The organism is Anoxybacillus ayderensis, assembly GCF_000833605.1.
Taxonomy (GTDB): Bacteria; Bacillota; Bacilli; order Bacillales; family Anoxybacillaceae; genus Anoxybacillus; species Anoxybacillus ayderensis.
The window spans coordinates 303005-323904 of record NZ_JXTG01000002.1 but is presented as its reverse complement, the minus strand read 5'-3'; the positions used below and the strand labels follow the sequence as shown (position 1 = coordinate 323904).

The following is a 20900-nucleotide window of genomic DNA, read 5'->3' as shown; positions in this document are numbered from 1 at the left end:
TTGCAAAAAGCATGCCAACTTTTTTGTTATTGAAAACGCTTTATTTTATTTATTTTTTCATTGCAACTTTTTGCATACTATGAATATTATTGCATGCTTTTTTTATCAAGTCCATACTTTTCAAGCTTGTAGTATAAATTTCGAATCGAAATGCCTAGTTGTTTGGCAGCTGCGGTTTTATTTCCTTGGCACGCTTGTAAAACGTTCTCAATGACTTTCGCTTCGTATTGCTCCACGAGCTCGTTTAGCGGTTTACGCCCATAAGACAATTCATGGGACGAAAGATGTTCTGGCTCTTTCGATTTGTGCAACAATGAAATATGCTTTCGTTCAATGATCACTTCATTATATTTCATAAAAATCATCGCGCGTCCTAGTACGTTTTCTAGTTCACGTACATTTCCCGGCCAATCGTACGACAGTAAATAAGCAAGGGCATCATCCGTAATTCCCTCCACATTGCGCCCGTAATCTTGATTTAGTTTTTGTATGAGCCGTTCACATAACGCAGGAATATCTTGCTTTCGTGCACGCAACGGAGGAATGTAAATCGGCATGCGATTGAGCCGATAATATAAGTCTTCACGAAATGTCCCGTCGGCAATCGCTTTTTCCAAGTGAACATTCGTCGCAGCAATGACGCGCACATTAATTGGAATTGGCTTCGTGCCACCGACGCGCACAATTTCTTTTTCTTGTAACACACGCAACAATTTCGCTTGCATATTGGCGGATAATTCGCCAATCTCATCTAAAAAAATGCTTCCGTTGTTCGCTTCCTCAAACAATCCTTTTTTCCCTCCGCGCCTTGCGCCTGAGAACGCTCCTTCCTCGTAGCCGAACAATTCACTTTCAAGCAACGATTCGGAAATGGCGGCACAGTTTACACGAACAAATTTATGATATTTTCGATCACTAGCATTATGAATGGCGTGGGCAAACAGTTCTTTCCCTGTTCCCGACTCCCCGCGAAGCAAAATCGTTGCAGGTGTTTTCGCCGCTAATTTTGCTTGTTCAATCGCTAACATCATCTCTTCTGATGTGCCGACAATATCATCAAATGAGTATTTTGCTTCTAATGTACGAATAATTTGGCGGGCGCGTTGTAACTCAGAAGTCAACTGTTCAATTTCTGATACATCATGAATGACACCGACGCTTCCTTTTAACGTGCCGTCGACGATAATTGGCGCAACATTAACAACGACATCGCGCTTTTTCGGACCGACTTTCATGCGCACTCCTCTGACCGGCCGCCGCGTTTTCAACACTTTCATATGCATGCTTTCTCCTTCAGAAATGTCCGCTGTCGCCGGTTTTCCGATCACTTCTTCTTCTGTTAACCCTGTTAATTTTGTATATGCAGGATTAATTAAAATGCCGTTACCGTATTCATCAACAACAGAAATCGCTTCTTCTGAAGAGTGAATAATCGCTTCTAACATCGTGCGAATTTCTTTTAAATTCGTTACTTCTTCTGCTAGATGGACAACTTCTGTAATGTCTTTAAATACAGCGAAAGCACCAAATAATTTTCCAGTTTCATCAATAAGCGGGATGCGTGTCGTAATCATTTTTTTTCCGTTTTCTAATATTAATTCTTGATTCAACTCAACTTCTCTCGTTTGTAATACACGCGGCAATCCGCTAGCTGGAATAACACGCAAAATATGCGTGCCAATGACTTCTTTTTTTCTTTTTCCAATCATTTTTTCTGCGCTCGGATTCATATGAGTGACAAAACCACGTTCGTCAATGACGATCATTCCGTCATGCGTAGAATGAAAAATTAAATCGTGTTTCGTTGTTGCTGTTTTTAACGTCGCAATGAGTTGCTCTTTTTCTTCCACAAGCTGCGCAATAATGTAAGCGATATCACCAGGAATAACGACCGTATGCCCCGGACTTTCTTTGCGCAACGCAGTAAACACTTCATCATCTCCTGTGACCTCAACGATAATGTCAAGATCATCTGTTAACACATCGCGCCAATGTTTGCTCGTTTGGATCCCCATTTCGCGCGCAGCTTTTATCCCAGGGGCATCTTCGTTTCGATCCACAATCGCCACGACATCCATCAATTTCGTTTCATGAAACATTTTTAATAATGCACTTCCACCTTTGCCTGCCCCAACAATTAATACTTTTTTCATTCCCATCACCTATTCGTTTGCAATTTTTTGCAGACGCTTTCATCATACATTGTTTTTCCCTTCTTGACAAACAAACAAAAACATTTATGATGAAAACAGAACGAATGGAAAGGGTTTTGTTTTATGCAACGAATGATTGCCCTACTCATTTTACTTATTCCAGGATTTATCGCAGCGCTAGGGATTAAATGGATGCGCGATACGGTGTTTGGTATTTTGCACGCACCGATCCCTTCACTTGTCATTCAATTTTTGCTCGGTTTATTTTGTTTTATCATCGGTCTTAGCTTTATTGCAGGATTTATTTTGCACCGCGATCGAAAACGAAACAAAGTGCAACCACGTTTTCAAAAAAAGAAACGCTTCGATTCACAATGATCGAAGCGTTTTTTCGCGCACGTTTTTTGCTTTTTCAGGAAAATCTGTAAATATCCCATCAACTTCATATTGAAACATCGTTTTCATCTGTTCTTCTTTATTGATTGTAAAAGGACGAATGAGCAATTGATTGGCATGAGCTGCTTCAACAAACAATCGATCTACAGCGCGATGATACGGATGAAGCGCCAAAGCGTGTAAAGTATGGGCATAATCCCACGGCTGATGCAATTTTTCCATATATAGCAGCGCTGTTTCAATATGAGGAGCTAATTGATGACATGTTGCCATACTTTCATGGTTAAACGATGAAAAAATGACGCGCGATGCTAAACGATATTGCTCGACAAGTTCAATTGTTTTTTCTTCTAGTCGTTCGTAAGGTACAAGATTGTTTTTTAATTCTATATTAATAAGCAACGATGTGTGTTGTGCCCACTCAAGCACTTCTTGTAACGACGGAATCGGACAAAACCCGTATTGTTTAAATTTATAGTTGGCGTTTAATTTTCGCAATTGCCGATACGTCATTTGTCCAACCCATCCTGTTCCGTCTGTCGTCCGATTGACTGTTTCATCATGAATGACGACGACGACTCCGTCTTTTGAAAGTTGTACATCAAGTTCAATCCCGTCCGCATGAACACGTGCTGCTTCTATAAAAGAGGCCATTGTATTCTCTGGATGCGTCCCAGCTGAACCGCGATGAGCAAAAATATGTGTCATCCTTTTCCCACCTTTAAAAACGTTTTATACTTAACATATGAAAGGAGTGGAACTCATGCGACCGTTACAAATTTCGTTAGAAACAGCGCAAAAGCTCGCTAAAGCATTGAACGTGCCGCTAGAACAAATTATGCACATGCCTCAGCACATATTAGTCCAAAAATTGCTTGAAGTCGAAAAAAACGAGCAACAAAAAAGGTAGTCGCCCGACTACCTTTTTTAACTTGCTTTATGTTCAAGTCTTAACCGATCTGCAACCATCGCAATAAATTCTGAGTTTGTCGGTTTCGCTTTTGACATGCTGACCGTATGGCCGAACAAAGAAGAAATGGATTCTAAGTTTCCGCGGCTCCATGCCACTTCAATTGCATGACGAATCGCTCGCTCTACGCGACTAGCTGTCGTATTATATTTTTTCGCAATGTCTGGATAAAGAACTTTTGTAATCGATCCGAGCAACTCGACGTCGTTATACACCATCGCAATCGCCTCGCGTAAATATAAATATCCTTTAATGTGGGCTGGGACACCAATTTCGTGAATGATGTTTGTAATGCTCGCGTCTAAATTTTTCGGCTTGCCGTCGCGAATTGGCGAAAGAAGCGGTCGTTTGAATACGGCTGGTTTTTTGCCACATACTTGACGAATTTGATTCACTAAATGTTCGATGTCAAACGGCTTTAAAATAAAGTAAGAAGCGCCGAGTTCAACCGCTTTTTTCGTTACATCCTCCTGTCCAAACGCCGTTAACATAATGACGTTTGGCAATGGCTGTTTCATCATGCGCAACTTTTCTAGCACAGCTAAACCGTCTAAATGCGGCATAATAATGTCGAGAACGAGAACATCTGGATCGCGATCGCGAAGCAATTGCAAGCAATCTTGCCCGTTATATGCAACGCCAATGACTTCCATATCCCCTTGGCTTGTAATGTATTCTTCAAGCAAATGCACTAATTCTCGGTTATCATCTACAATGCAAACTTTTATTGTACTCACGAAATCTTCCTCCCTAAAGCAATGATCTTTTGTCACATACGTGCTTAATTCGACGCAATGGACAAAAATCCTTTTTTCTTTGCAAAATTAGTCAAATAATTTGTATTTTTCATAAAACATATGTGCACGTTTTTTCTTTCATTTTACACTACATGTTTACGCCGTGTCATGATAAAATATGACAAATTGCGTGGAAAAACAAAAAGCAAGCCAATATTAGCTCGCTTTTTGTTCGCTTTTATCATAAATGTTAATTCCGGCTTCGTGCAACATCCATTCAATGTGCACACCATACCCAGATGTCGGATCGTTGACAAATACATGCGTCACAGCCCCAACGAGTTTTCCGTTTTGAATAATCGGGCTCCCACTCATCCCTTGAACGATGCCACCTGTTTTTTCTAACAAACGTGGATCCGTCACTTTAATGACCATTCCTTTTGTCGCAGGGAATTTTTGCGGAGTGACACTCACGATTTCAACATCAAACGCCTCGACACGATCTTGTTCGACGACGGTTAATATTTTTGCCGGTCCTTTTTTCACATCTGTCGATAAAGCAATCGGCATCGGTTTATCAAAAATACCGTTTTGAATCGGCTGTGAAAGCTTACCGAAAATACCGAACGGGCTGTTTGTTTTAATGTCACCAATCACTTGTTTATCGCTTGAAAATCTCGCTAATTTTTCACCTGGACTTCCATTTCTCCCTTTATCAATGGCCGTTACCGTCGATTTGACGATCGTTCCACCACGAACGACGATCGGCTTTCTCGTATCCATATCAGAAATGACATGTCCGAGCGCCCCGTATATATTTGATTTCGGATCAAAAAACGTCATCGTTCCAATTCCTGCCGCTGAATCGCGAATGTACAATCCGATGCGATACACTTGATCATGTTTATCTTTTAATGGGGTCAAGGTCGTTTCAAACGTATGACGATCACGCGCAACAGTGAGTCGTAAAGGCTTGCCTGTTTTTCCCGCTTCTTCAATAAACGGAGAGACATCTGTCATCTTTTCGATTTTTTTTCCATTAATATGTGTAATGGCGTCTCCGACTTGAATGCCAGCCGTTTCACCGGGGGATTGTTTTCCTTGTTCTGTCTCCACTAAATGATGGCCGACGACAAGAACTCCAACTGTATTTAATTTCACACCAATCGATTGACCGCCAGGAACGACTTTAAAATCCGGTAATACTTTTACGTTTACTTGTTTAATCGGGAATCCTGCCATTTGTAAAATGACATCGCTTTCTCCGACATGTTCCCCGCTAATCGCTAATTTTTCTTTTTGCTGAACAGAAACAGCGCCTGTCGTTATCGTTTGAACAGAACCAAATACAGGTACATGCGCCGTTTGTCCTTGAAATAACATAAGTTGTTTCGGAATGTTTACATATTTTTGAAATGGTGTTGTCATACTTAGAACGATAAAAGAAACAAGGAGAAATGCACCTATTCCTTTTCTTAATTTGTCAAAATCCAAAGTCTTCACTCTCCTCGTTCCTACGTACACACCGAATCCTACACTATTTAATGTTGCCTGAAACAAATGAAATATAACCGAATAAAACGAAAAAACAATGCCAATGTTGGTATTCATACTGTTTCATTTTTGATTTTTTCCGCTAATTGTAACAACTCACGTGCATGCTGTTTCGTCAGTTCTGTAATTTCCACCCCAGAAATCATCCGGCTTATTTCGTTAATTTTTTCTTCTTCGTTTAACGCCTCGACAGTCGTCTTCGTCCGTCCATCGATCGTTTCTTTTTCGATAAATAAATGCGTATCTGCCATCGCTGCAACTTGCGGCAAGTGCGAAATGCATAATACTTGAGAATGACGTGCGACGCGATAAATTTTTTCCGCAATGGCTTGAGCGACGCGCCCACTTACTCCTGTATCTACTTCATCAAAAATAATGGATGTCACACCTTGATGTTTAGAAAAAATACTTTTCAAAGCAAGCATCATGCGCGATAACTCCCCACCCGATGCCACTTTCGCAAGCGGCTTTAACGGTTCTCCAGGGTTTGTCGAAATGTAAAACTCAACTTCATCCATTCCGTTCGCCTGCAACTTGACAGGTGTTCCATCGAGCAGCGGATCATCGTACGATCCTTGACGTTTTCGAAAAACGACATCAAACGTCGTTTTTTCCATGTATAAATCTTTTAGCTCTTGATGAATGTCATCGATGAGTTGTTTCGCATATTGCATGCGCAATTCGCTAATATGTTTCGCTTCAACGAGCAAATCAGCCGTAATGGATTGAAGTTCAGTCTGTAATTTATGAATATGATCGTCGCGATGCTGAATCGTTTCGATTTCCTCTTCTACTTTTGCGGCATATTCTAAAATGTCGCGCACCGTTTGACCGTATTTTCGTTTTAAATGATTAATTTCATTTAAGCGACTTTCAATTTCGTCAAGTCGAAGCGGATCGTATTCTAACTGATCTAACTGTTCACGTAGTTGGTGAGCGACTTCTTCTAACAAGTAATAACAATTCGATACGACTTCTTGAGCTTGTTTCACTGATGCATCGATATCGCTCACATGATCTAAATGGTTCATCGCTAATCCAATCCAATCTAGTCCACGTTGCTCCCCATAAAGCGCCTCATAACTGCTTTGTAACGCCTCGTATATTTTTTGGAAGTTAACGATTTTTCGGCGTTCTTCCATCAGCCGTTCATCTTCATCTATTTGCAAATCTGCTTTTTGAATTTCATCTAACTGAAATGTTAACAAATCTAATCGATGTGCCATTTGTTGCTCATTTTCATTTAATTTTTGCAGTTGACGCTTCACTCGTTCATATGTAGCATATAATGCTCCGTATTCTTCTAACGCGTCACGAATATGCTCGCCCCCATATTCGTCTAATAAGTGTAAGTGTTTACTTTCATCGAGCAACTCTTGATGCTCATGTTGCCCGTGAATATCCACGAGCGTTGAACCAATTTCGCGCAACGTCGCAATCGTTACTAATTTTCCATTGACCCGGCAAACACTTTTTCCGTTTACTGTTAGCTCTCGTCGAAGCACAATCATGCCGTCGCTTATATCGATGCCGAGCTCCGCACATTTGCTATAACACGGATGGTCATCTTGTTCAAGCAAAAACAATCCTTCAATTTCCGCTTTTGTTTCCCCGTATCGAACAAACTCTGCGGAACCTCGTCCGCCAATTAATAAATGAATCGCATCAATAATAATCGATTTTCCCGCTCCCGTTTCCCCTGTTAAAACCGTTAATCCTTTTTCAAACGAAAGCGAGAGCGATTCAATAATCGCAAAATTTTTAATGGATAACTCTGCTAACATGTCACATTCACACCTTTATTACAGCATGTCCAACAATCGTTTAGAAATGACTTCTGTATCTTCTGGCGTGCGGCAAATAATTAAACACGTATCATCGCCACAAATCGTTCCAACAATTTCATCCCACTCTAAATGATCAAGAAGCACACCAATGGCATGTGCATTGCCCGGCAACGTCTTCATGACAAGCAAATGACCAGCTCCATCAATTTTCACAAACGCATCCATCAGCGCTCGCTTTAATTTTTGCAGCGGATTAAATCGTTGATCAGCAGGTAGGCTATATTTATATCGCCCATCCATCATCGGCACTTTTACTAAATGAAGTTCTTTAATGTCACGAGACACCGTTGCTTGCGTGACGTTAAAACCTTCTTTGCGCAACATATCAACAAGCTCATCTTGTGTTTCAATATCATGATTTGAAATAATTTCACGAATTTTAATATGACGTTGTCCTTTATTCAACGAAAACACCTCTTTCGTGTGTATAACATATGCATATTTATACTTCTATGTTACCGAACGACAGACGAGCAAACAAGAGGGAATAACCGATCGTTATTCCCCCGCATGTTCTTTATTTTCTTTCAACTCGCCGTGTGCCCTGGCAACTACTTCTTCTGGAGAAACAGTCAAGCGATTTTCTCCTACTTCTTCTTTGCCTTCCCAACGTAAATGAAGCAAAAATTCAATATTTCCGTCACCGCCTGTAATCGGCGAGTGGGTTAGCCCAATAATGTCGTACCCTTCTTGTTGCGCAAATGCAGTAATTGTTTCAAGTACGTGCACATGAACACGTGCATCGCGGACAATCCCCTTTTTTCCGACAAACTCTTTTCCCGCTTCAAATTGCGGTTTGACTAAAGCAACGATATCGCTATGCGGCACTAAAATCGTTTTTAAGACGGGTAAAATTAATTTTAATGAAATAAACGACACATCGATCGTTGCAAAGTTTGGTAAGCCGTGTTGAAAATCACTCGGCGTCACATAACGAAAGTTCGTCCGCTCCATGACTACAACACGTTCATCTTGGCGCAGTTTCCATGCGAGCTGATTGTATCCCACATCAAGAGCGTACGACAACTTCACTCCATTTTGCAACGCACAGTCCGTAAATCCGCCTGTCGATGCACCAATGTCAACCATAATCTTATCTTTTACTTCAAGCGCGAACATTTGTAACGCTTTTTCAAGTTTTAGCCCACCGCGACTTACATACGGTAGCGCATTTCCTTTCACCGTTAGCGGAATGTCCACGGGAACTTTTTCCCCTGGTTTGTCAAGCCGCATTTCGTTTGAATACACAAGGCCAGCCATAATTGTTCGCTTCGCCTTTTCGCGCGTTTCAGCCAATCCGCGTTCGACAAGCAATACATCTAAACGTTCTTTCTTCCCTTTCATCTCTCATGCCCTTTTTCTTTTTTTCGGAGTTAATAAACAAATTCGTTCCATTACATGTTCTGTCGTTAGTCCAATTTCTTCAAGAAGTTGCGACACACCGCCATGTTCAATAAAACGGTCCGGAATGCCCATTCGATCAATAATCGCCCCATGATACCCGTGATCATGAGCAAATTCAAGTACCGCGCTACCAAATCCACCTTGCAACACCGCTTCTTCAATCGTGAGTAACGGCATATTTTTTTGTAGCAACGTGTGCAACATTTGTTCATCTAGCGGCTTAATAAAACGAGCATTCACAACTTGCACAGAAATGCCGTCATTCGCCAAGCGCTCAGCCGCTTGAAGCGCCATCGGAATCGTCGTACCAAACGTTAAAATGGAAACATCTGTTCCTTCACGCAACACTTCCCATGTGCCAATCGGAATGTTTTTTAATTGTTTATCCATCGGCACACCGAAACCGTTTCCGCGCGGAAAACGCATCGCAATCGGGCCATCATCGTATTGAATGGCTGTATATACCATATGTTGCCCTTCATTTTCATCTTTTGGCATCATTAATACGATGTTTGGAATGTGACGTAAAAAGGCGATATCAAACACACCTTGGTGCGTTTCCCCGTCAGCACCAACAAGCCCCGCTCGGTCGATTCCAAGAAACACGTTTAAGTTTTGGCGACAAATATCGTGAACGACTTGGTCATATGCGCGTTGTAAAAAGGTTGAGTAAATCGCTAAAAACGGTTTCATCCCTTGCGTGGCTAAACCGGCAGCCATCGTCGCCGCATGTTGTTCAGCGATACCGACGTCATACATGCGCTCCGGAAATTCACTTGCAAACCCTTCTAATTTTGATCCAACCGGCATGGCTGGTGTAATGGCAACGATGCGACGATCTTCGCGCGCTAATTTACGTACCGTTTCGCTAACGAGCGCGCTCCAAGAAGGAGCAGATTGTTTTGATTGGATGAAATCACCTGTTTCAATTTTATACGGTCCCGTTCCGTGCCACGTTCCCACTTTATCGTTTTCTGCTGGGTGGTACCCTTTTCCTTTTTTCGTAATGACGTGAACAAGAACAGGCCCTTTCGTCTTTTTCGCATAATGTAAAGTTTCAAATAAATCTTCAAAATGATGACCATCCACCGGTCCAAAATACGTAAAACCTAACTCTTCAAAAAACACGCCTGAAACGAGCAAATACTTGATGCTATCTTTCACTCGTTCCGCTGTTGCTGCAAGCTTTCCACCGACAGCTGGAATTTTCTTTAATAACATTTCTAATTCATCTTTTACCCAATGGTACTTCCCTGCTGTACGCAGACGCCCAAGCACGTTGTGAAGCGCACCGACGTTTGGAGCAATCGACATTTCGTTATCGTTTAAAATAACGATAATATCTTTTTTCTCGTGTCCGATATGGTTTAACGCTTCTAGTGCCATTCCGCCTGTTAATGCTCCATCTCCAATAATCGGAACGATATATTCGTCCGTCCCTTTTAAATCGCGTGCAATCGCCATTCCCATGGCTGCGGACAACGATGTCGAGCTATGTCCTGTCTCCCATACGTCGTGTTCACTTTCACTTCGTTTCGGAAAACCACATAACCCTTTATATTGCCGCAACGTATCAAACTGATTTGCGCGACCTGTTAAAATTTTATGCACGTACGATTGATGCCCAACGTCCCAAATGAGCTTATCTTTTGGGCTGTCGAACACTTTATGGAGCGCAATCGTCAATTCGACGACCCCTAAATTCGGTCCAATATGTCCACCTGTTTTTGATAATTTTTCAATTAAAAATTGTCGAATTTGCTCGCTTAATTGAACGAGCTGTTCATTTGACATGTGCTTTAAAAATTTCGGATTTTGAATCGCTGTAACATCCAACGCGACCACTCTCTTTCATGTAAGCTATCACAACTTATATCATACAGCTTTTTGTATTTTTAATTATACAAGCAAACATGTTTACACGCAAAAAAGAGCCGCTTACACGAACGTGTGAACGGCTAACATTTCTTTTCCACTATATCACATGTTGCTTCTTTCCTCAATGCTATTAATGATCGCGCGTTTCGATAACATCGCAAATGTAATGTAATAGCGGCGCATCGATTTCAGCTTCGTGAAGAAGTGTGCGCGCTTCTTTCATATGGTCATGAAGTTTTTTCTTTGCTCCATCAAGCGTCAAAAGAGAAGGATACGTCGATTTATCATTTTCGATGTCGCTTCCTACTTTTTTCCCGATTTTTTGCTCGTCTCCTTCAATGTCTAAAATGTCGTCACGAATTTGAAACGCTAAACCGAGATGATCGGCAAACGCTGTTAACAATGTTAATTGTCGTTCCGTTGCTTCTCCTAATATTGCACCTGCCCGAACGCTGTATTGCAACAACTTTCCCGTTTTATGGCGGTGAATGTATTCTAGTTGCTGCAAACTAATCGTTTTTCCTTCTCCTTCAAGGTCAGCTACTTGTCCTCCGACCATTCCTTCCGGTCCAGCTGCTTTCGCTAATTCCGAAATAAGACGAACTTTTACGTCAGATGAGATGGCTTCGTCATCTGCTACAACTTGAAAAGCGTATGTCAGTAGCGCGTCGCCCGCTAAAATGGCATTCGCTTCACCGAACACTTTATGGTTTGTCGGCTTACCGCGCCGTAAATCGTCGTTATCCATACTTGGCAAATCATCATGAATGAGCGAATACGTATGAATCATTTCGAGCGCACAGGCAGTTGGCATCCCGATGTGTACTGGCTTCTGAAACGCATGTAACGTAGAAAGCAATAAAAGAGGACGAATGCGTTTTCCACCTGCTTGCAGCGAATATAACATCGCCTCTTTGATCGTTTGAGGCGCTTGTAACGATTCAATATACGCGGGAAGCTGCTGTTCGATTTGTGATTTATATTGTCGCAATAACGATTCCAATGTTTACTCCTCCTGCACCGTAAACGGTTCAAGCTGTCCATCTTCTCGTAAAATAAATTCCATTTGCTTTTCTACTTGTTGTAGTTTGTCATGACAAAACTTCGACAATTTCATCCCCTCTTGGAAAAAGTGAATCGCTTCTTCTAGCGGAACGTCCCCTTCTTCTAACTTTTGCACAATTTCTTCAAGTTTACTCATCGCTTCCTCAAATGTCATACTTCTTCCTCCTCAATATTCGAAACAATGCAATGTGCACGTCCATCTTGAAAACGGATATGAACACGATCCCCTTCTTGCAGTTGTTTCACTGTCTTAATGAGCGCTTCCTGCTCATCGTATGCAAGGCTATATCCGCGCTCCATAATTTTTAGCGGACTGAGTGCATCGAGTTTTGCCATCGCCGTGGCAAGCGACCATTTTTTTTGTTTGATTATATCGTTCATATAGCGAACGATCGTCTGTTCTAACGTGCGGACACGATCGACCGCTTTTTCGATTCGCGATTGTGGATGATGAGCAAATAACGTAAGCTGCAATTGTTGAAGCTTATGTTCTTTTTGTTTGAGCATATCGTTCATTTGTCTTTGCAATCGATCAACTAGCATATCTAACTGTTGTTCTTTTTGTTCATATAACCGTTTCGGATAGCGAAACGCATACGATGAACGTAACGATTGCAACCGTTTTTGTTCCGCGTTCATTCGCTCTTTCATCGCTCGAATGAGGCGAGCTTGTTGGTCCGATACACGCGAAAGCAAATCAGCGACATGCGGCACAGCAAGCTCTGCTGCCCCCGTCGGTGTCGGTGCTCGCAAATCGGCAACAAAGTCAGCGATCGTATAATCCGTTTCATGTCCGACAGCAGAAATAATCGGAACGCGCGAATGAAAAATCGCCCGCGCCACAATTTCCTCATTAAACGCCCAAAGCTCTTCAATCGACCCACCACCACGACCGACGATGAGCACGTCGATATATCCGATGTCATTCGCTTTTTGAATCGATTGAACGATCGATAACGGAGCTTGTTCCCCTTGAACGAGCGTCGGAAACAAAATGACTTTCGCTAGCGGATAACGGCGACGAATCGTCGTTAAAATATCGCGAATGGCCGCTCCCGTTGGCGAGGTCACCACGCCAATATGTTGCGGAAATTTCGGAATCGGCTTTTTATGTTCCTTAGCAAATAATCCTTCTTGTTCTAGTTTCTTTTTTAATTGCTCATACGCTAAATACAGCGCGCCAACACCATCCGGCTGCATCTCTTTTACATATACTTGATACGTTCCGCTCGGCTCATACACAGAAATTTCACCGCGGACAAGTACAGTCATTCCATTTTCCGGCTTAAACGTTAACTGTCGATTATATCCCGCAAACATGACCGCTTGAATGCGCGCTTGTTCGTCTTTTAAAGTAAAGTACATATGCCCACGCGAATGATATGTAAAGTTTGAAATTTCCCCTTTAATCCATAAATCTTGCAAATGAGGGTCGACTTCAAATTTCCGCTTAATATATTTCGTTAACGCTGCAACTGTTACATATCTCATTTCTGCCACAAAAATAACCTCGCTTATTTATGTAGTTCCCGCGCAGCTTGTATCGTGTTGTGCAACAACATCGTAATCGTCATTGGTCCAACTCCTTTTGGTACAGGAGTAATGTAGCTTGCTACTTCTTTTACATCGTCAAAATCGACATCCCCACACAATTTTCCGCTTTCTAATCGATTGACGCCAACGTCGATCACAATTGCTCCTTCTTTCACATATGGTGATGTAATGAGCTTCGGTTTGCCGACAGCGACGATTAAAATATCCGCTTGACGCGTAATCGCCGCTAAATCGTTTGTGCGCGAATGACAATATGTGACCGTTGCGTGTTCACGTAAAAACAGCTGTCCAACCGGTTTACCGACGATATTGCTACGACCGACAACAACGACATGTTTTCCCGCAATATCGACTTGCAAAGATTGAACCATATATAAAATGCCGTACGGTGTACAAGGCAAAAACGTTTTCTGCCCCGTCATCATTCGTCCAATATTTAGCGGATGAAACCCATCGACATCTTTTTCTGGTGCAATCGCTTCAATGATATGTAGTTCATTCATTTGTTTTGGTAGCGGCAATTGAACTAAAATGCCGTGTACCGATTGGTCTTCGTTTAAACGAGCGATTTGCTCTAGCAAAAACTCCTCAGATATGTCGTTTGGGAAAGTAAGTAAAATCGAACGAATGCCAATTTCTTCACATGCTTTTTGCTTCGCTTTTACATACGATTGTGAAGCGGGATGATCTCCAACGAGGATGACCGCTAATGCAGGCTCAATGCCTTGTTGTTTTAACTGCTCGACTTCTTTTGCTAATTGTGCGCGTTTTTCTTTCGCTAGTTCAAAACCGTTAATGATTTGTGCTGCCATAAATCCTTCTCCCCCTTATTCGTTTAAGACAATGTTTCTTTTATTTTCGCAAGTACGCCGTTAATAAAGCGACTTGATTTTTCATCGCCAAACACTTTTGCTAATTCAATCGCTTCATCCATGCTTACATTGAACGGGATGTCATCCATATATTTCATTTCAAATACAGCCATGCGTAAAATGGAACGATCGACATTCGCCACGCGCTCTAATGTCCATTTTTCTAAATGTTGACGCAATAAGTCGTCAATTTCTTTTTGATGTTCCACCACGCCGAAAACAAGCATTTCCATAAATGGATCGGTCTCTTCTTCAGCGACGTTTGCAATCGCCGCATGTGGTTCAATGCCTCCCACGTCAATTTGAAACAATGCTTGCAACGCTTTCTCTCTTGCTGTATGCCGTTTCATGACCAAAACCCTTTCTATTCGTAATGTCGAAAATTATACCATGATCATAACACATTTCGACGAAAGAAAACACTCACCCATCGAAAAAGGGCGATCTCATAAACGAGATTGCCCCTTTTCTTTACTCGACTTCTGCCTCTGCTTTGGACGATTCGAATTGAACGCCAACAACATGAACGTTCACTTCCGCTGTCTCTAATCCTGTCATCGTCAACAATGCTTGGCGGACGTTTTCTTGAATTTTTTGCGAAACCGTCGGAATCGATACGCCAAAATTCATTACACAATAAATGTCAATGACAATCCCGCGGTCCGTTAAGTCGACTTTTACGCCTTTACCGTGATTTTTTTTCCCTAATCGCTCAACGACACCTGCTGCAAAATTACCGCGCATTTGCGCTACCCCTTCAATTTCAGACGCCGCAATCCCTGCGATGACTTCAATCACTTCCGGTGCAATTTCTACCTTCCCTAAGCTGTTATGACCGTTTTCCATTTCTAATACATGTTCAGACATAACGGATTCCCTCCTTTATCATTAAGAGTTCATTACATCGTATGTTTCTAAAAACTTTGTATTAAAGTTTCCTTCGACAAATTTTTCATGATCAAGCAATTTTAAATGAAACGGAATTGTCGTATGAACTCCTTCAATAACAAATTCACTTAAAGCCCGTTTCATGCGGGCAATCGCTTCTTCGCGCGTCGGTGCGTGAACGATCAGTTTGGCGATCATCGAATCATAATATGGCGGAATCGTATAGCCTGGATAAGCAGCTGAATCTACCCGCACTCCAAATCCACCTGGCGGCAAGTACATTTGTATTTTTCCGGCCGATGGCATAAAGTTTTTCGCAGGGTTTTCCGCGTTAATTCGGCATTCGATAGACCAACCGTTGAACGTGACATCTTCTTGCTTCAACGTCAATTTCTCACCTGATGCTACACGAATTTGCTCTTTAATTAAATCGACACCTGTCACCATTTCCGTTACTGGATGTTCGACTTGAATGCGCGTGTTCATCTCCATAAAGTAAAATTGGCGATTGCGATAGTCGTAAATGAATTCGACCGTTCCTGCTCCCGTATACTGCACAGCTTGCGCTGCTTTGACAGCTGCTTCTCCCATCTTTTGACGCATTTCTTCATCAAGCACAGGAGATGGTGTTTCCTCCAACAGTTTTTGTAAACGTCGTTGAATTGTACAATCGCGCTCGCCGAGGTGAATAACGTTTCCATATGAATCTGCTAACACTTGAATTTCAACATGTCGGAAATCTTCAATGTACTTTTCAATATATACACCCGGATTTCCAAAAGCAGTGGCCGCTTCTTGTTGCGTAATCGTAATTCCTTTTCTAAGCTCTTGCTCATCTCGAGCGACGCGAATTCCTTTTCCGCCTCCACCTGCGGTTGCCTTAATAATAACAGGATACCCTATTTCATTCGCTAGTGCAATCGCTTCATCGATACTTTCAATAATTCCTTGCGAGCCGGGAACGATCGGCACCCCAGCTTGTCTCATCGTTTCACGCGCAACATCTTTCGTTCCCATTTTTGTAATCGCTTCCGGACTCGGCCCGACAAACGTTACATTACATTCCCGACAAAGCTCAGCAAAGTCTGCGTTTTCAGCTAAAAATCCGTATCCCGGATGAATAGCATCACACCGAGTTAATGTTGCCACGCTCATCATATTTGTAAAATTCAAATAGCTTTCTTTAGACGTTTTCGGACCGATACAATATGCCTCGTCCGCCATTTGAACATGAAGCGCTTCACGATCCGCTTCAGAAAATACAGCGACCGTCTCGATGCCAAGCTCTTTGCACGCCCGAATAATCCGAACAGCAATTTCCCCACGATTGGCAATTAACAATTTTTTTATCATAACTATCGCTCCTTTATTCAGGCTTCACAAGGAATAAAGGTTGTCCATATTCAACGAGCTGGCCGTTTTTCACAAGCACTTCTACAATTTCTCCATCGACTTCTGCTTCAATTTCATTAAACAACTTCATCGCTTCAACAATACATACAATTGTATCTTTTTTCACTTTATCACCAATTTTCACGTACGGTGCAGCGTCTGGTGATGGCGCTGCATAAAACGTACCGACCATCGGCGATGTAATTGTATGTAAGTTTTCTGTTGCAACAACTTGTTTTTCCGGCTTTACTTCTTCTTTCACTTCTACCTTTTCAACAACTTGTGCCACCGGTGCTTGTTGTTGAACAACAGCTGTTTGCGGCACGTCTACTTTTGGTGTAGCAACAACAACTTGTTCCGTTGCTCCAGCTTTTTTCATTTTAATTTTTGAGCCATCATGTTCATAGACGAACTCAACAATGTTTGACTCGTTTACTAATCGGATTAATTCGCGAATTTCTTGGATTTTCAACATTGACTTACACCCCTCGCCCCATCATTTGTAGAAAAAGATTATACAATACCATGATACGACACACCTTTTCCATTATTCAATAAAATGATAAGAAAATGTTAGAAAATTTATATCTGGTCATAAAAACAATTATTATTATATAGTATTATAAAATTCGTTTTCAACCGAAAAAAAATAACCGGGCAACCGGTTATTTTTGGAAACGAACAGCTACATCTTGTACGCGGCCGATCTCGCTTTGAACGAGCTGAATAATTTCGTTCGCTGCTTTTTTCGAATGTTCTTTTGCTTTCACTGTAATATGCACTTGATTTTCATGGACACGAACAAGCGCATCGTCGTATCCTTTCGATTTAATTAACGTTTCTAGCACCGCTTCTTTTTCTGCAATATTCGATAGTTGTTGTAATTGATCGATCGCTTTACTTTTTTCTTCCGCAGATACGTTATTGGAAGCGACAATCGCATTCAACTCTTGGCGCAACTTGCTTCGTTCATCTTCAATTTCAAGGCGAAGGGCTGTAAATAAATCATCGCTTGCTGTATTCGTTTGTTCAACTGTCACTTCTTCTCCGTTGGCAACTTCTTCTTTCATTGCTTCATCCGTTGGTTTTAAGTCCTTTTCATTGTTTGCTTCCTCTTTTTGCTCAAATGCCACTTGTTCTGTCACTTGAGGGCTTGTGACATAATACACCGATAAAACGACAACTAAACTAAACATTGTTAATAACCAAACCGTTTGCTTTTTCAACATATGTTCTCCCCCTTACTTTTTTGGTAAAACAGCGACGCGATGGCTCGGAACGTTCAACGTTCGCGTCACTGCTTCGACAATCCATTTTTTCACTTGTACTTGATCGGCTCCTTTTGCCACAACAAGCACACCACGAATGTCTGGCTTTTTCGTTTGTAAAACGAGCGGTGTTTCTCCGTCCCCTTTGCGTACGATCACGATTTTTTCGTCTGTTGATTCATCTTCAATTTGACGTTTTCCACCTTCTTTATCTTCTTCCATCGTTCGTTTTTTCTGAACGGTTACATTTTTTTCGAGTACGTTTTGTTCCGTTGCATCGACATTGACGATCACTTTCACTTCACCAACGCCAACAATCGCTTCAAGCGCTTCTTTTAATTGTTGTTCATATCGCTCTTCATAGTCTGCAATTTGCTTTAATTTTTTGTCTTCATCTGTTTGACGAAATACAGTTTGAGTTGTTTCTTGTTGAACGCGTTTTGCTGGCGAAAAGTTGAACACATTGCCAAAGATCATAAATGATAAGCCGATGGCTAAAAGAATGGCAATCAGTAAGTTTTTTTCAATCCATTGTTTCACCCCTCCCTACTCCCTCCTTTCAAGATGAATCGTAATCATCTGTGGATCTACTCCCCACATTTGTGCTAAAAAGCGGGCAATGTCGTCGTGTTTTTCTGTAATCGACGGCGAAGATGGAATGCGAATCGGTTTAACAACAGAAGTCGTTTCTTCTGCTAACTCCACCGTAATCGCCTCAATCTGAGGGGGGATTTGTTCCGACTCCCCAATTGTTAATGAAATGTCCGTCACCGTTAAACCATATGTGCGCATCAACTCCTCAGCCGCTATGTTCTTTAGCTGGACAGCCATTTGTTCTAAAATATATGCACGTTGTGAGGCTTGTATTTCTTTTTTCTTTTTTTCAATGTCATTTTCAAGCGTTGCATGTTGTTGTTGCTGAATTGAGGCAAACCATGTATTTACATCCCCATGAAATAACCGAAGAAGCGGAGAAAATAAAATGAAAATAAACAATAAACCGACAACCATCTTGACGTATTTTTGAAATGAACCGTTTGGCAAAATGAGTTCAATGACAACGGCGAGCAAGATGAATGTAATGATATGGGAAATCCACTCAGTCAACAGTCCCACAACGTCTATTCTCCTTTCAGCGAACCATCATCGTTAAATTTCCTGCTGCAATAATAACTGTCATGCTTAAAAAAAACATAAGCGATACAATCACGAGGGCGGTGAGTACATACATCATGCTTTTGCTAATTACGCTCAAACAGGAAATGACGATGCCTCCCCCCATCGGTTGCAATATCGCAGCAGCTAGCTGATAAATGAGAGCGATGACTAAAATTTTGATCGCTGGAAACGCGGCAATAAGAAGCAATAAAGTGACACCGAACAAGCCGACTGTATTTTTTAATAAGACGGAAGCGGTCACAACTGTATCTGCCGCATCCGTAAACATTCGCCCGATAATCGGAATAAAGTTTCCTGCCACAAATTTAGCGGCTCGTATCGCAATCCCATCGGCAATAGCTGTTGTCGCTCCCTTAACGGACAATACACCGAAAAAAATGGTGAGCATCACACCAAGTGAACCGATGCTAATGTTGCGCAACAAATCTGCTAATTTTGTTACTTTATAATGTTCGCTCAATAAACTAACAATGCTTAAAATCGTTGCTAAAAATAGAAGCGGCAATGAAAAATGTTCAATGATCGTTCCTGTGATATTCATAAAAAACAACACAATCGGATGAAAAAAAGCTACGGATACAACGCCGCCTGATGACGCCATAAGCGCAAGTAAAATCGGTAAAAGAGCGATCATAAAACTCGTCATCGTCTGAATGGCTTCCTTTGCGTACGTGACAGCAACGTGAAAGCTGTTTAACGCAATAATCATCAGCACCATATAAACAACCGCATGTGCGACTTTGCTGACAGCATGATGTGAAAACGCGTTTTGTAGCGATTGTAAAAATAAACTAAATACCGTTAATAAAATCAGTGTGCCAAGCAATTTTCCGTTTGCCATCAGCTCGTACAATAAAAATTTCATAAACGCCTGCAACCATTCACTGAGCGATAGTTGTTTCTCACCGTTTATAAACTGCCAAAAAGATCCTTTTTGACTTTCAGGCAATAACCCTCCATACTGTTGAACGATATGATCCCAATATTGTTTAATCGATTCAACCCCAACTTGTTCAGCTTGTTGTTTGACGAATTCATTTGTTGGCGGTGATGCTTGTACAACGGAAGGCAAGAAAAAAAGGAGAAAGAAAAATAAAATGGGAGCGCGCCTCATGTCATCACCCCTTCATCGGAAGAAAGCTTAAAATCGTTTCAATAAGAGCTGTTAAAATTGGGATGGCCATTGCTAAAATTAAAATCTTTCCACCTAGTTCAATTTTTCCAGCAATCGCTCCTTGCCCGGCATCTTTAGAAATTTGTGCACCAAACTCAGCAATATATGCGATGCCAATAATTTTTAATATCGTTTCAACGTATACCGTTTGAACGTGCGCTTCATTTGCTAACGTTTGAACCATGCGAAAAATGTCTTGAATGCGATCAATTAAAAATAAAAAAATAACTGTTCCGACAAAAACGGTCAGCAAAAGTGAAATATTCGATTTATGTTCGTTTAAAATCGTTACTAAAAACGTGGCGATAAGCCCAAGCCCGACAATTTGTAAAATATCAATGGGTACTCCCTCCTAACTTTGAAACAAAAAAACAGATTTAATTTTTTGAAATAAATCTTGAACGATCGAAATGACTAAAAACAAAATATAAATAAATCCTAGCAGCGTCACCCATTGAGCATATTCCTTCTTCCCAAATCCTTCTAAAACGGTATGCAAAAACGCAACAACAATGCCTACGCCAGCAATGCGAAAAATTAAATCTACGTCAACACCCATTTTGAATGTC

24 protein-coding genes are annotated in these 20900 nt (G+C 41.5%); 2 read left to right on the top strand and 22 right to left on the bottom strand.

Going from position 1 to position 20900, the window contains the following annotated elements:
- Positions 1-86: 86 nt before the first annotated feature.
- The gene (locus JV16_RS03965; protein WP_021095262.1) at positions 87-2153 is read right to left on the bottom strand and encodes a sigma 54-interacting transcriptional regulator; all 2067 of its coding nucleotides are present in this window, start codon (positions 2151-2153) and stop codon (positions 87-89) included.
- Positions 2154-2276: 123 nt separating this feature from the next.
- Here JV16_RS03965 and JV16_RS03960 point away from each other — a divergent pair, with 123 nt between their 5' ends.
- Entirely contained in the window at positions 2277-2531 is a 255-nt protein-coding gene (locus tag JV16_RS03960; protein ID WP_021095261.1) for a DUF2627 domain-containing protein, read from the top strand.
- Here the strand turns inward: JV16_RS03960 and JV16_RS03955 are convergent.
- On the bottom strand, positions 2523-3257 hold the full coding sequence (locus JV16_RS03955) for a glycerophosphodiester phosphodiesterase (RefSeq protein WP_021095260.1): 735 nt from the start codon (positions 3255-3257) through the stop codon (positions 2523-2525). The genes JV16_RS03960 and JV16_RS03955 overlap by 9 nt on opposite strands.
- A gap of 55 nt (positions 3258-3312) precedes the next feature.
- Here JV16_RS03955 and JV16_RS15100 point away from each other — a divergent pair, with 55 nt between their 5' ends.
- On the top strand, positions 3313-3459 hold the full coding sequence (locus JV16_RS15100; RefSeq protein ID WP_021095259.1) for a YycC family protein: 147 nt from the start codon (positions 3313-3315) through the stop codon (positions 3457-3459).
- Positions 3460-3476: 17 nt separating this feature from the next.
- Here JV16_RS15100 and spo0A read toward each other — a convergent pair whose 3' ends face one another.
- The 20 genes from spo0A to spoIIIAC all read right to left on the bottom strand — a co-directional run bounded on the left by spo0A (position 3477) and on the right by spoIIIAC (position 20890).
- Positions 3477-4256, bottom strand: a complete 780-nt coding sequence (gene spo0A / locus JV16_RS03950) for a sporulation transcription factor Spo0A (RefSeq protein WP_009373870.1) — start codon at positions 4254-4256, stop codon at positions 3477-3479.
- A 216-nt stretch (positions 4257-4472) separates the two neighbouring features.
- Positions 4473-5750: a SpoIVB peptidase gene (gene spoIVB / locus JV16_RS03945; protein ID WP_035063304.1), complete on the bottom strand. Its 1278-nt coding sequence runs from the start codon at positions 5748-5750 to the stop codon at positions 4473-4475.
- A gap of 113 nt (positions 5751-5863) precedes the next feature.
- Complete coding sequence (gene recN, locus JV16_RS03940; protein ID WP_021095257.1) at positions 5864-7594, bottom strand: DNA repair protein RecN; 1731 nt, start codon at positions 7592-7594, stop codon at positions 5864-5866.
- 18 nt (positions 7595-7612) lie between these two features.
- Complete coding sequence (ahrC, locus tag JV16_RS03935) at positions 7613-8062, bottom strand: transcriptional regulator AhrC/ArgR (RefSeq protein WP_004889608.1); 450 nt, start codon at positions 8060-8062, stop codon at positions 7613-7615.
- A 93-nt stretch (positions 8063-8155) separates the two neighbouring features.
- Positions 8156-9001: a TlyA family RNA methyltransferase gene (locus JV16_RS03930; protein ID WP_004889606.1), complete on the bottom strand. Its 846-nt coding sequence runs from the start codon at positions 8999-9001 to the stop codon at positions 8156-8158.
- A gap of 3 nt (positions 9002-9004) precedes the next feature.
- Positions 9005-10897 (bottom strand): 1-deoxy-D-xylulose-5-phosphate synthase, encoded by a 1893-nt coding sequence (gene dxs, locus JV16_RS03925; protein WP_042534318.1) that lies wholly within the window; start codon positions 10895-10897, stop codon positions 9005-9007.
- A 172-nt stretch (positions 10898-11069) separates the two neighbouring features.
- On the bottom strand, positions 11070-11942 hold the full coding sequence (locus JV16_RS03920) for a polyprenyl synthetase family protein (protein ID WP_021095253.1): 873 nt from the start codon (positions 11940-11942) through the stop codon (positions 11070-11072).
- 3 nt (positions 11943-11945) lie between these two features.
- On the bottom strand, positions 11946-12158 hold the full coding sequence (locus JV16_RS03915) for an exodeoxyribonuclease VII small subunit (RefSeq protein ID WP_009373880.1): 213 nt from the start codon (positions 12156-12158) through the stop codon (positions 11946-11948).
- On the bottom strand, positions 12155-13504 hold the full coding sequence (xseA, locus tag JV16_RS03910) for an exodeoxyribonuclease VII large subunit (protein WP_021095252.1): 1350 nt from the start codon (positions 13502-13504) through the stop codon (positions 12155-12157). Before xseA ends, JV16_RS03915 begins: the two co-directional genes overlap by 4 nt.
- Before the next feature lie 14 nt (positions 13505-13518).
- Positions 13519-14370 carry a bifunctional methylenetetrahydrofolate dehydrogenase/methenyltetrahydrofolate cyclohydrolase FolD gene (gene folD / locus JV16_RS03905; protein ID WP_021095251.1) on the bottom strand — a complete coding sequence of 284 codons (852 nt, stop codon included), beginning with the start codon at positions 14368-14370 and terminating at the stop codon, positions 13519-13521.
- Positions 14371-14393: 23 nt separating this feature from the next.
- A complete protein-coding gene (gene nusB / locus JV16_RS03900; RefSeq protein ID WP_021095250.1) occupies positions 14394-14780 on the bottom strand; it encodes a transcription antitermination factor NusB in 387 nt (128 codons plus the stop codon).
- 121 nt (positions 14781-14901) lie between these two features.
- The gene (locus JV16_RS03895) at positions 14902-15297 is read right to left on the bottom strand and encodes an Asp23/Gls24 family envelope stress response protein (protein WP_021095249.1); all 396 of its coding nucleotides are present in this window, start codon (positions 15295-15297) and stop codon (positions 14902-14904) included.
- 21 nt (positions 15298-15318) lie between these two features.
- Positions 15319-16671, bottom strand: coding sequence for an acetyl-CoA carboxylase biotin carboxylase subunit (gene accC, locus JV16_RS03890; protein WP_021095248.1), 1353 nt, complete (start codon positions 16669-16671; stop codon positions 15319-15321).
- A 13-nt stretch (positions 16672-16684) separates the two neighbouring features.
- The gene (accB, locus tag JV16_RS03885; RefSeq protein WP_021095247.1) at positions 16685-17185 is read right to left on the bottom strand and encodes an acetyl-CoA carboxylase biotin carboxyl carrier protein; all 501 of its coding nucleotides are present in this window, start codon (positions 17183-17185) and stop codon (positions 16685-16687) included.
- A 190-nt stretch (positions 17186-17375) separates the two neighbouring features.
- The gene (locus JV16_RS03880) at positions 17376-17939 is read right to left on the bottom strand and encodes a SpoIIIAH-like family protein (protein ID WP_021095246.1); all 564 of its coding nucleotides are present in this window, start codon (positions 17937-17939) and stop codon (positions 17376-17378) included.
- A gap of 12 nt (positions 17940-17951) precedes the next feature.
- A complete protein-coding gene (gene spoIIIAG, locus JV16_RS03875) occupies positions 17952-18518 on the bottom strand; it encodes a stage III sporulation protein AG (protein WP_021095245.1) in 567 nt (188 codons plus the stop codon).
- A gap of 6 nt (positions 18519-18524) precedes the next feature.
- Positions 18525-19094, bottom strand: coding sequence for a stage III sporulation protein AF (gene spoIIIAF, locus JV16_RS03870; protein ID WP_021095244.1), 570 nt, complete (start codon positions 19092-19094; stop codon positions 18525-18527).
- Positions 19095-19110: 16 nt separating this feature from the next.
- Positions 19111-20271: a stage III sporulation protein AE gene (gene spoIIIAE / locus JV16_RS03865; RefSeq protein ID WP_021095243.1), complete on the bottom strand. Its 1161-nt coding sequence runs from the start codon at positions 20269-20271 to the stop codon at positions 19111-19113.
- Positions 20272-20275: 4 nt separating this feature from the next.
- Positions 20276-20665 carry a stage III sporulation protein AD gene (gene spoIIIAD / locus JV16_RS03860; RefSeq protein ID WP_026011550.1) on the bottom strand — a complete coding sequence of 130 codons (390 nt, stop codon included), beginning with the start codon at positions 20663-20665 and terminating at the stop codon, positions 20276-20278.
- An 18-nt stretch (positions 20666-20683) separates the two neighbouring features.
- Positions 20684-20890 carry a stage III sporulation protein AC gene (gene spoIIIAC / locus JV16_RS03855; RefSeq protein ID WP_004889589.1) on the bottom strand — a complete coding sequence of 69 codons (207 nt, stop codon included), beginning with the start codon at positions 20888-20890 and terminating at the stop codon, positions 20684-20686.
- Positions 20891-20900 lie beyond the last annotated feature (10 nt).

Bases quoted from the DNA above. Each gene is read 5' to 3' on its own strand.
- JV16_RS03895 (WP_021095249.1), bottom strand. From the start codon at position 15,297: ATGTCTGAACATGTATTAGAAATGGAAAACGGTCATAACAGCTTAGGG.
- JV16_RS03955 (WP_021095260.1), bottom strand. From the start codon at position 3,257: ATGACACATATTTTTGCTCATCGCGGTTCAGCTGGGACGCATCCAGAG.
- JV16_RS15100 (WP_021095259.1), top strand. From the start codon at position 3,313: ATGCGACCGTTACAAATTTCGTTAGAAACAGCGCAAAAGCTCGCTAAA.
- JV16_RS03930 (WP_004889606.1), bottom strand. From the start codon at position 9,001: ATGAAAGGGAAGAAAGAACGTTTAGATGTATTGCTTGTCGAACGCGGA.
- accC (WP_021095248.1), bottom strand. From the start codon at position 16,671: ATGATAAAAAAATTGTTAATTGCCAATCGTGGGGAAATTGCTGTTCGG.
- spoIIIAC (WP_004889589.1), bottom strand. From the start codon at position 20,890: ATGGGTGTTGACGTAGATTTAATTTTTCGCATTGCTGGCGTAGGCATT.
- JV16_RS03965 (WP_021095262.1), bottom strand. From the start codon at position 2,153: ATGAAAAAAGTATTAATTGTTGGGGCAGGCAAAGGTGGAAGTGCATTA.
- JV16_RS03915 (WP_009373880.1), bottom strand. From the start codon at position 12,158: ATGACATTTGAGGAAGCGATGAGTAAACTTGAAGAAATTGTGCAAAAG.
- accB (WP_021095247.1), bottom strand. From the start codon at position 17,185: ATGTTGAAAATCCAAGAAATTCGCGAATTAATCCGATTAGTAAACGAG.
- spoIIIAE (WP_021095243.1), bottom strand. From the start codon at position 20,271: ATGAGGCGCGCTCCCATTTTATTTTTCTTTCTCCTTTTTTTCTTGCCT.
- recN (WP_021095257.1), bottom strand. From the start codon at position 7,594: ATGTTAGCAGAGTTATCCATTAAAAATTTTGCGATTATTGAATCGCTC.
- JV16_RS03960 (WP_021095261.1), top strand. From the start codon at position 2,277: ATGCAACGAATGATTGCCCTACTCATTTTACTTATTCCAGGATTTATC.
- folD (WP_021095251.1), bottom strand. From the start codon at position 14,370: ATGGCAGCACAAATCATTAACGGTTTTGAACTAGCGAAAGAAAAACGC.
- JV16_RS03880 (WP_021095246.1), bottom strand. From the start codon at position 17,939: ATGTTGAAAAAGCAAACGGTTTGGTTATTAACAATGTTTAGTTTAGTT.
- nusB (WP_021095250.1), bottom strand. From the start codon at position 14,780: ATGAAACGGCATACAGCAAGAGAGAAAGCGTTGCAAGCATTGTTTCAA.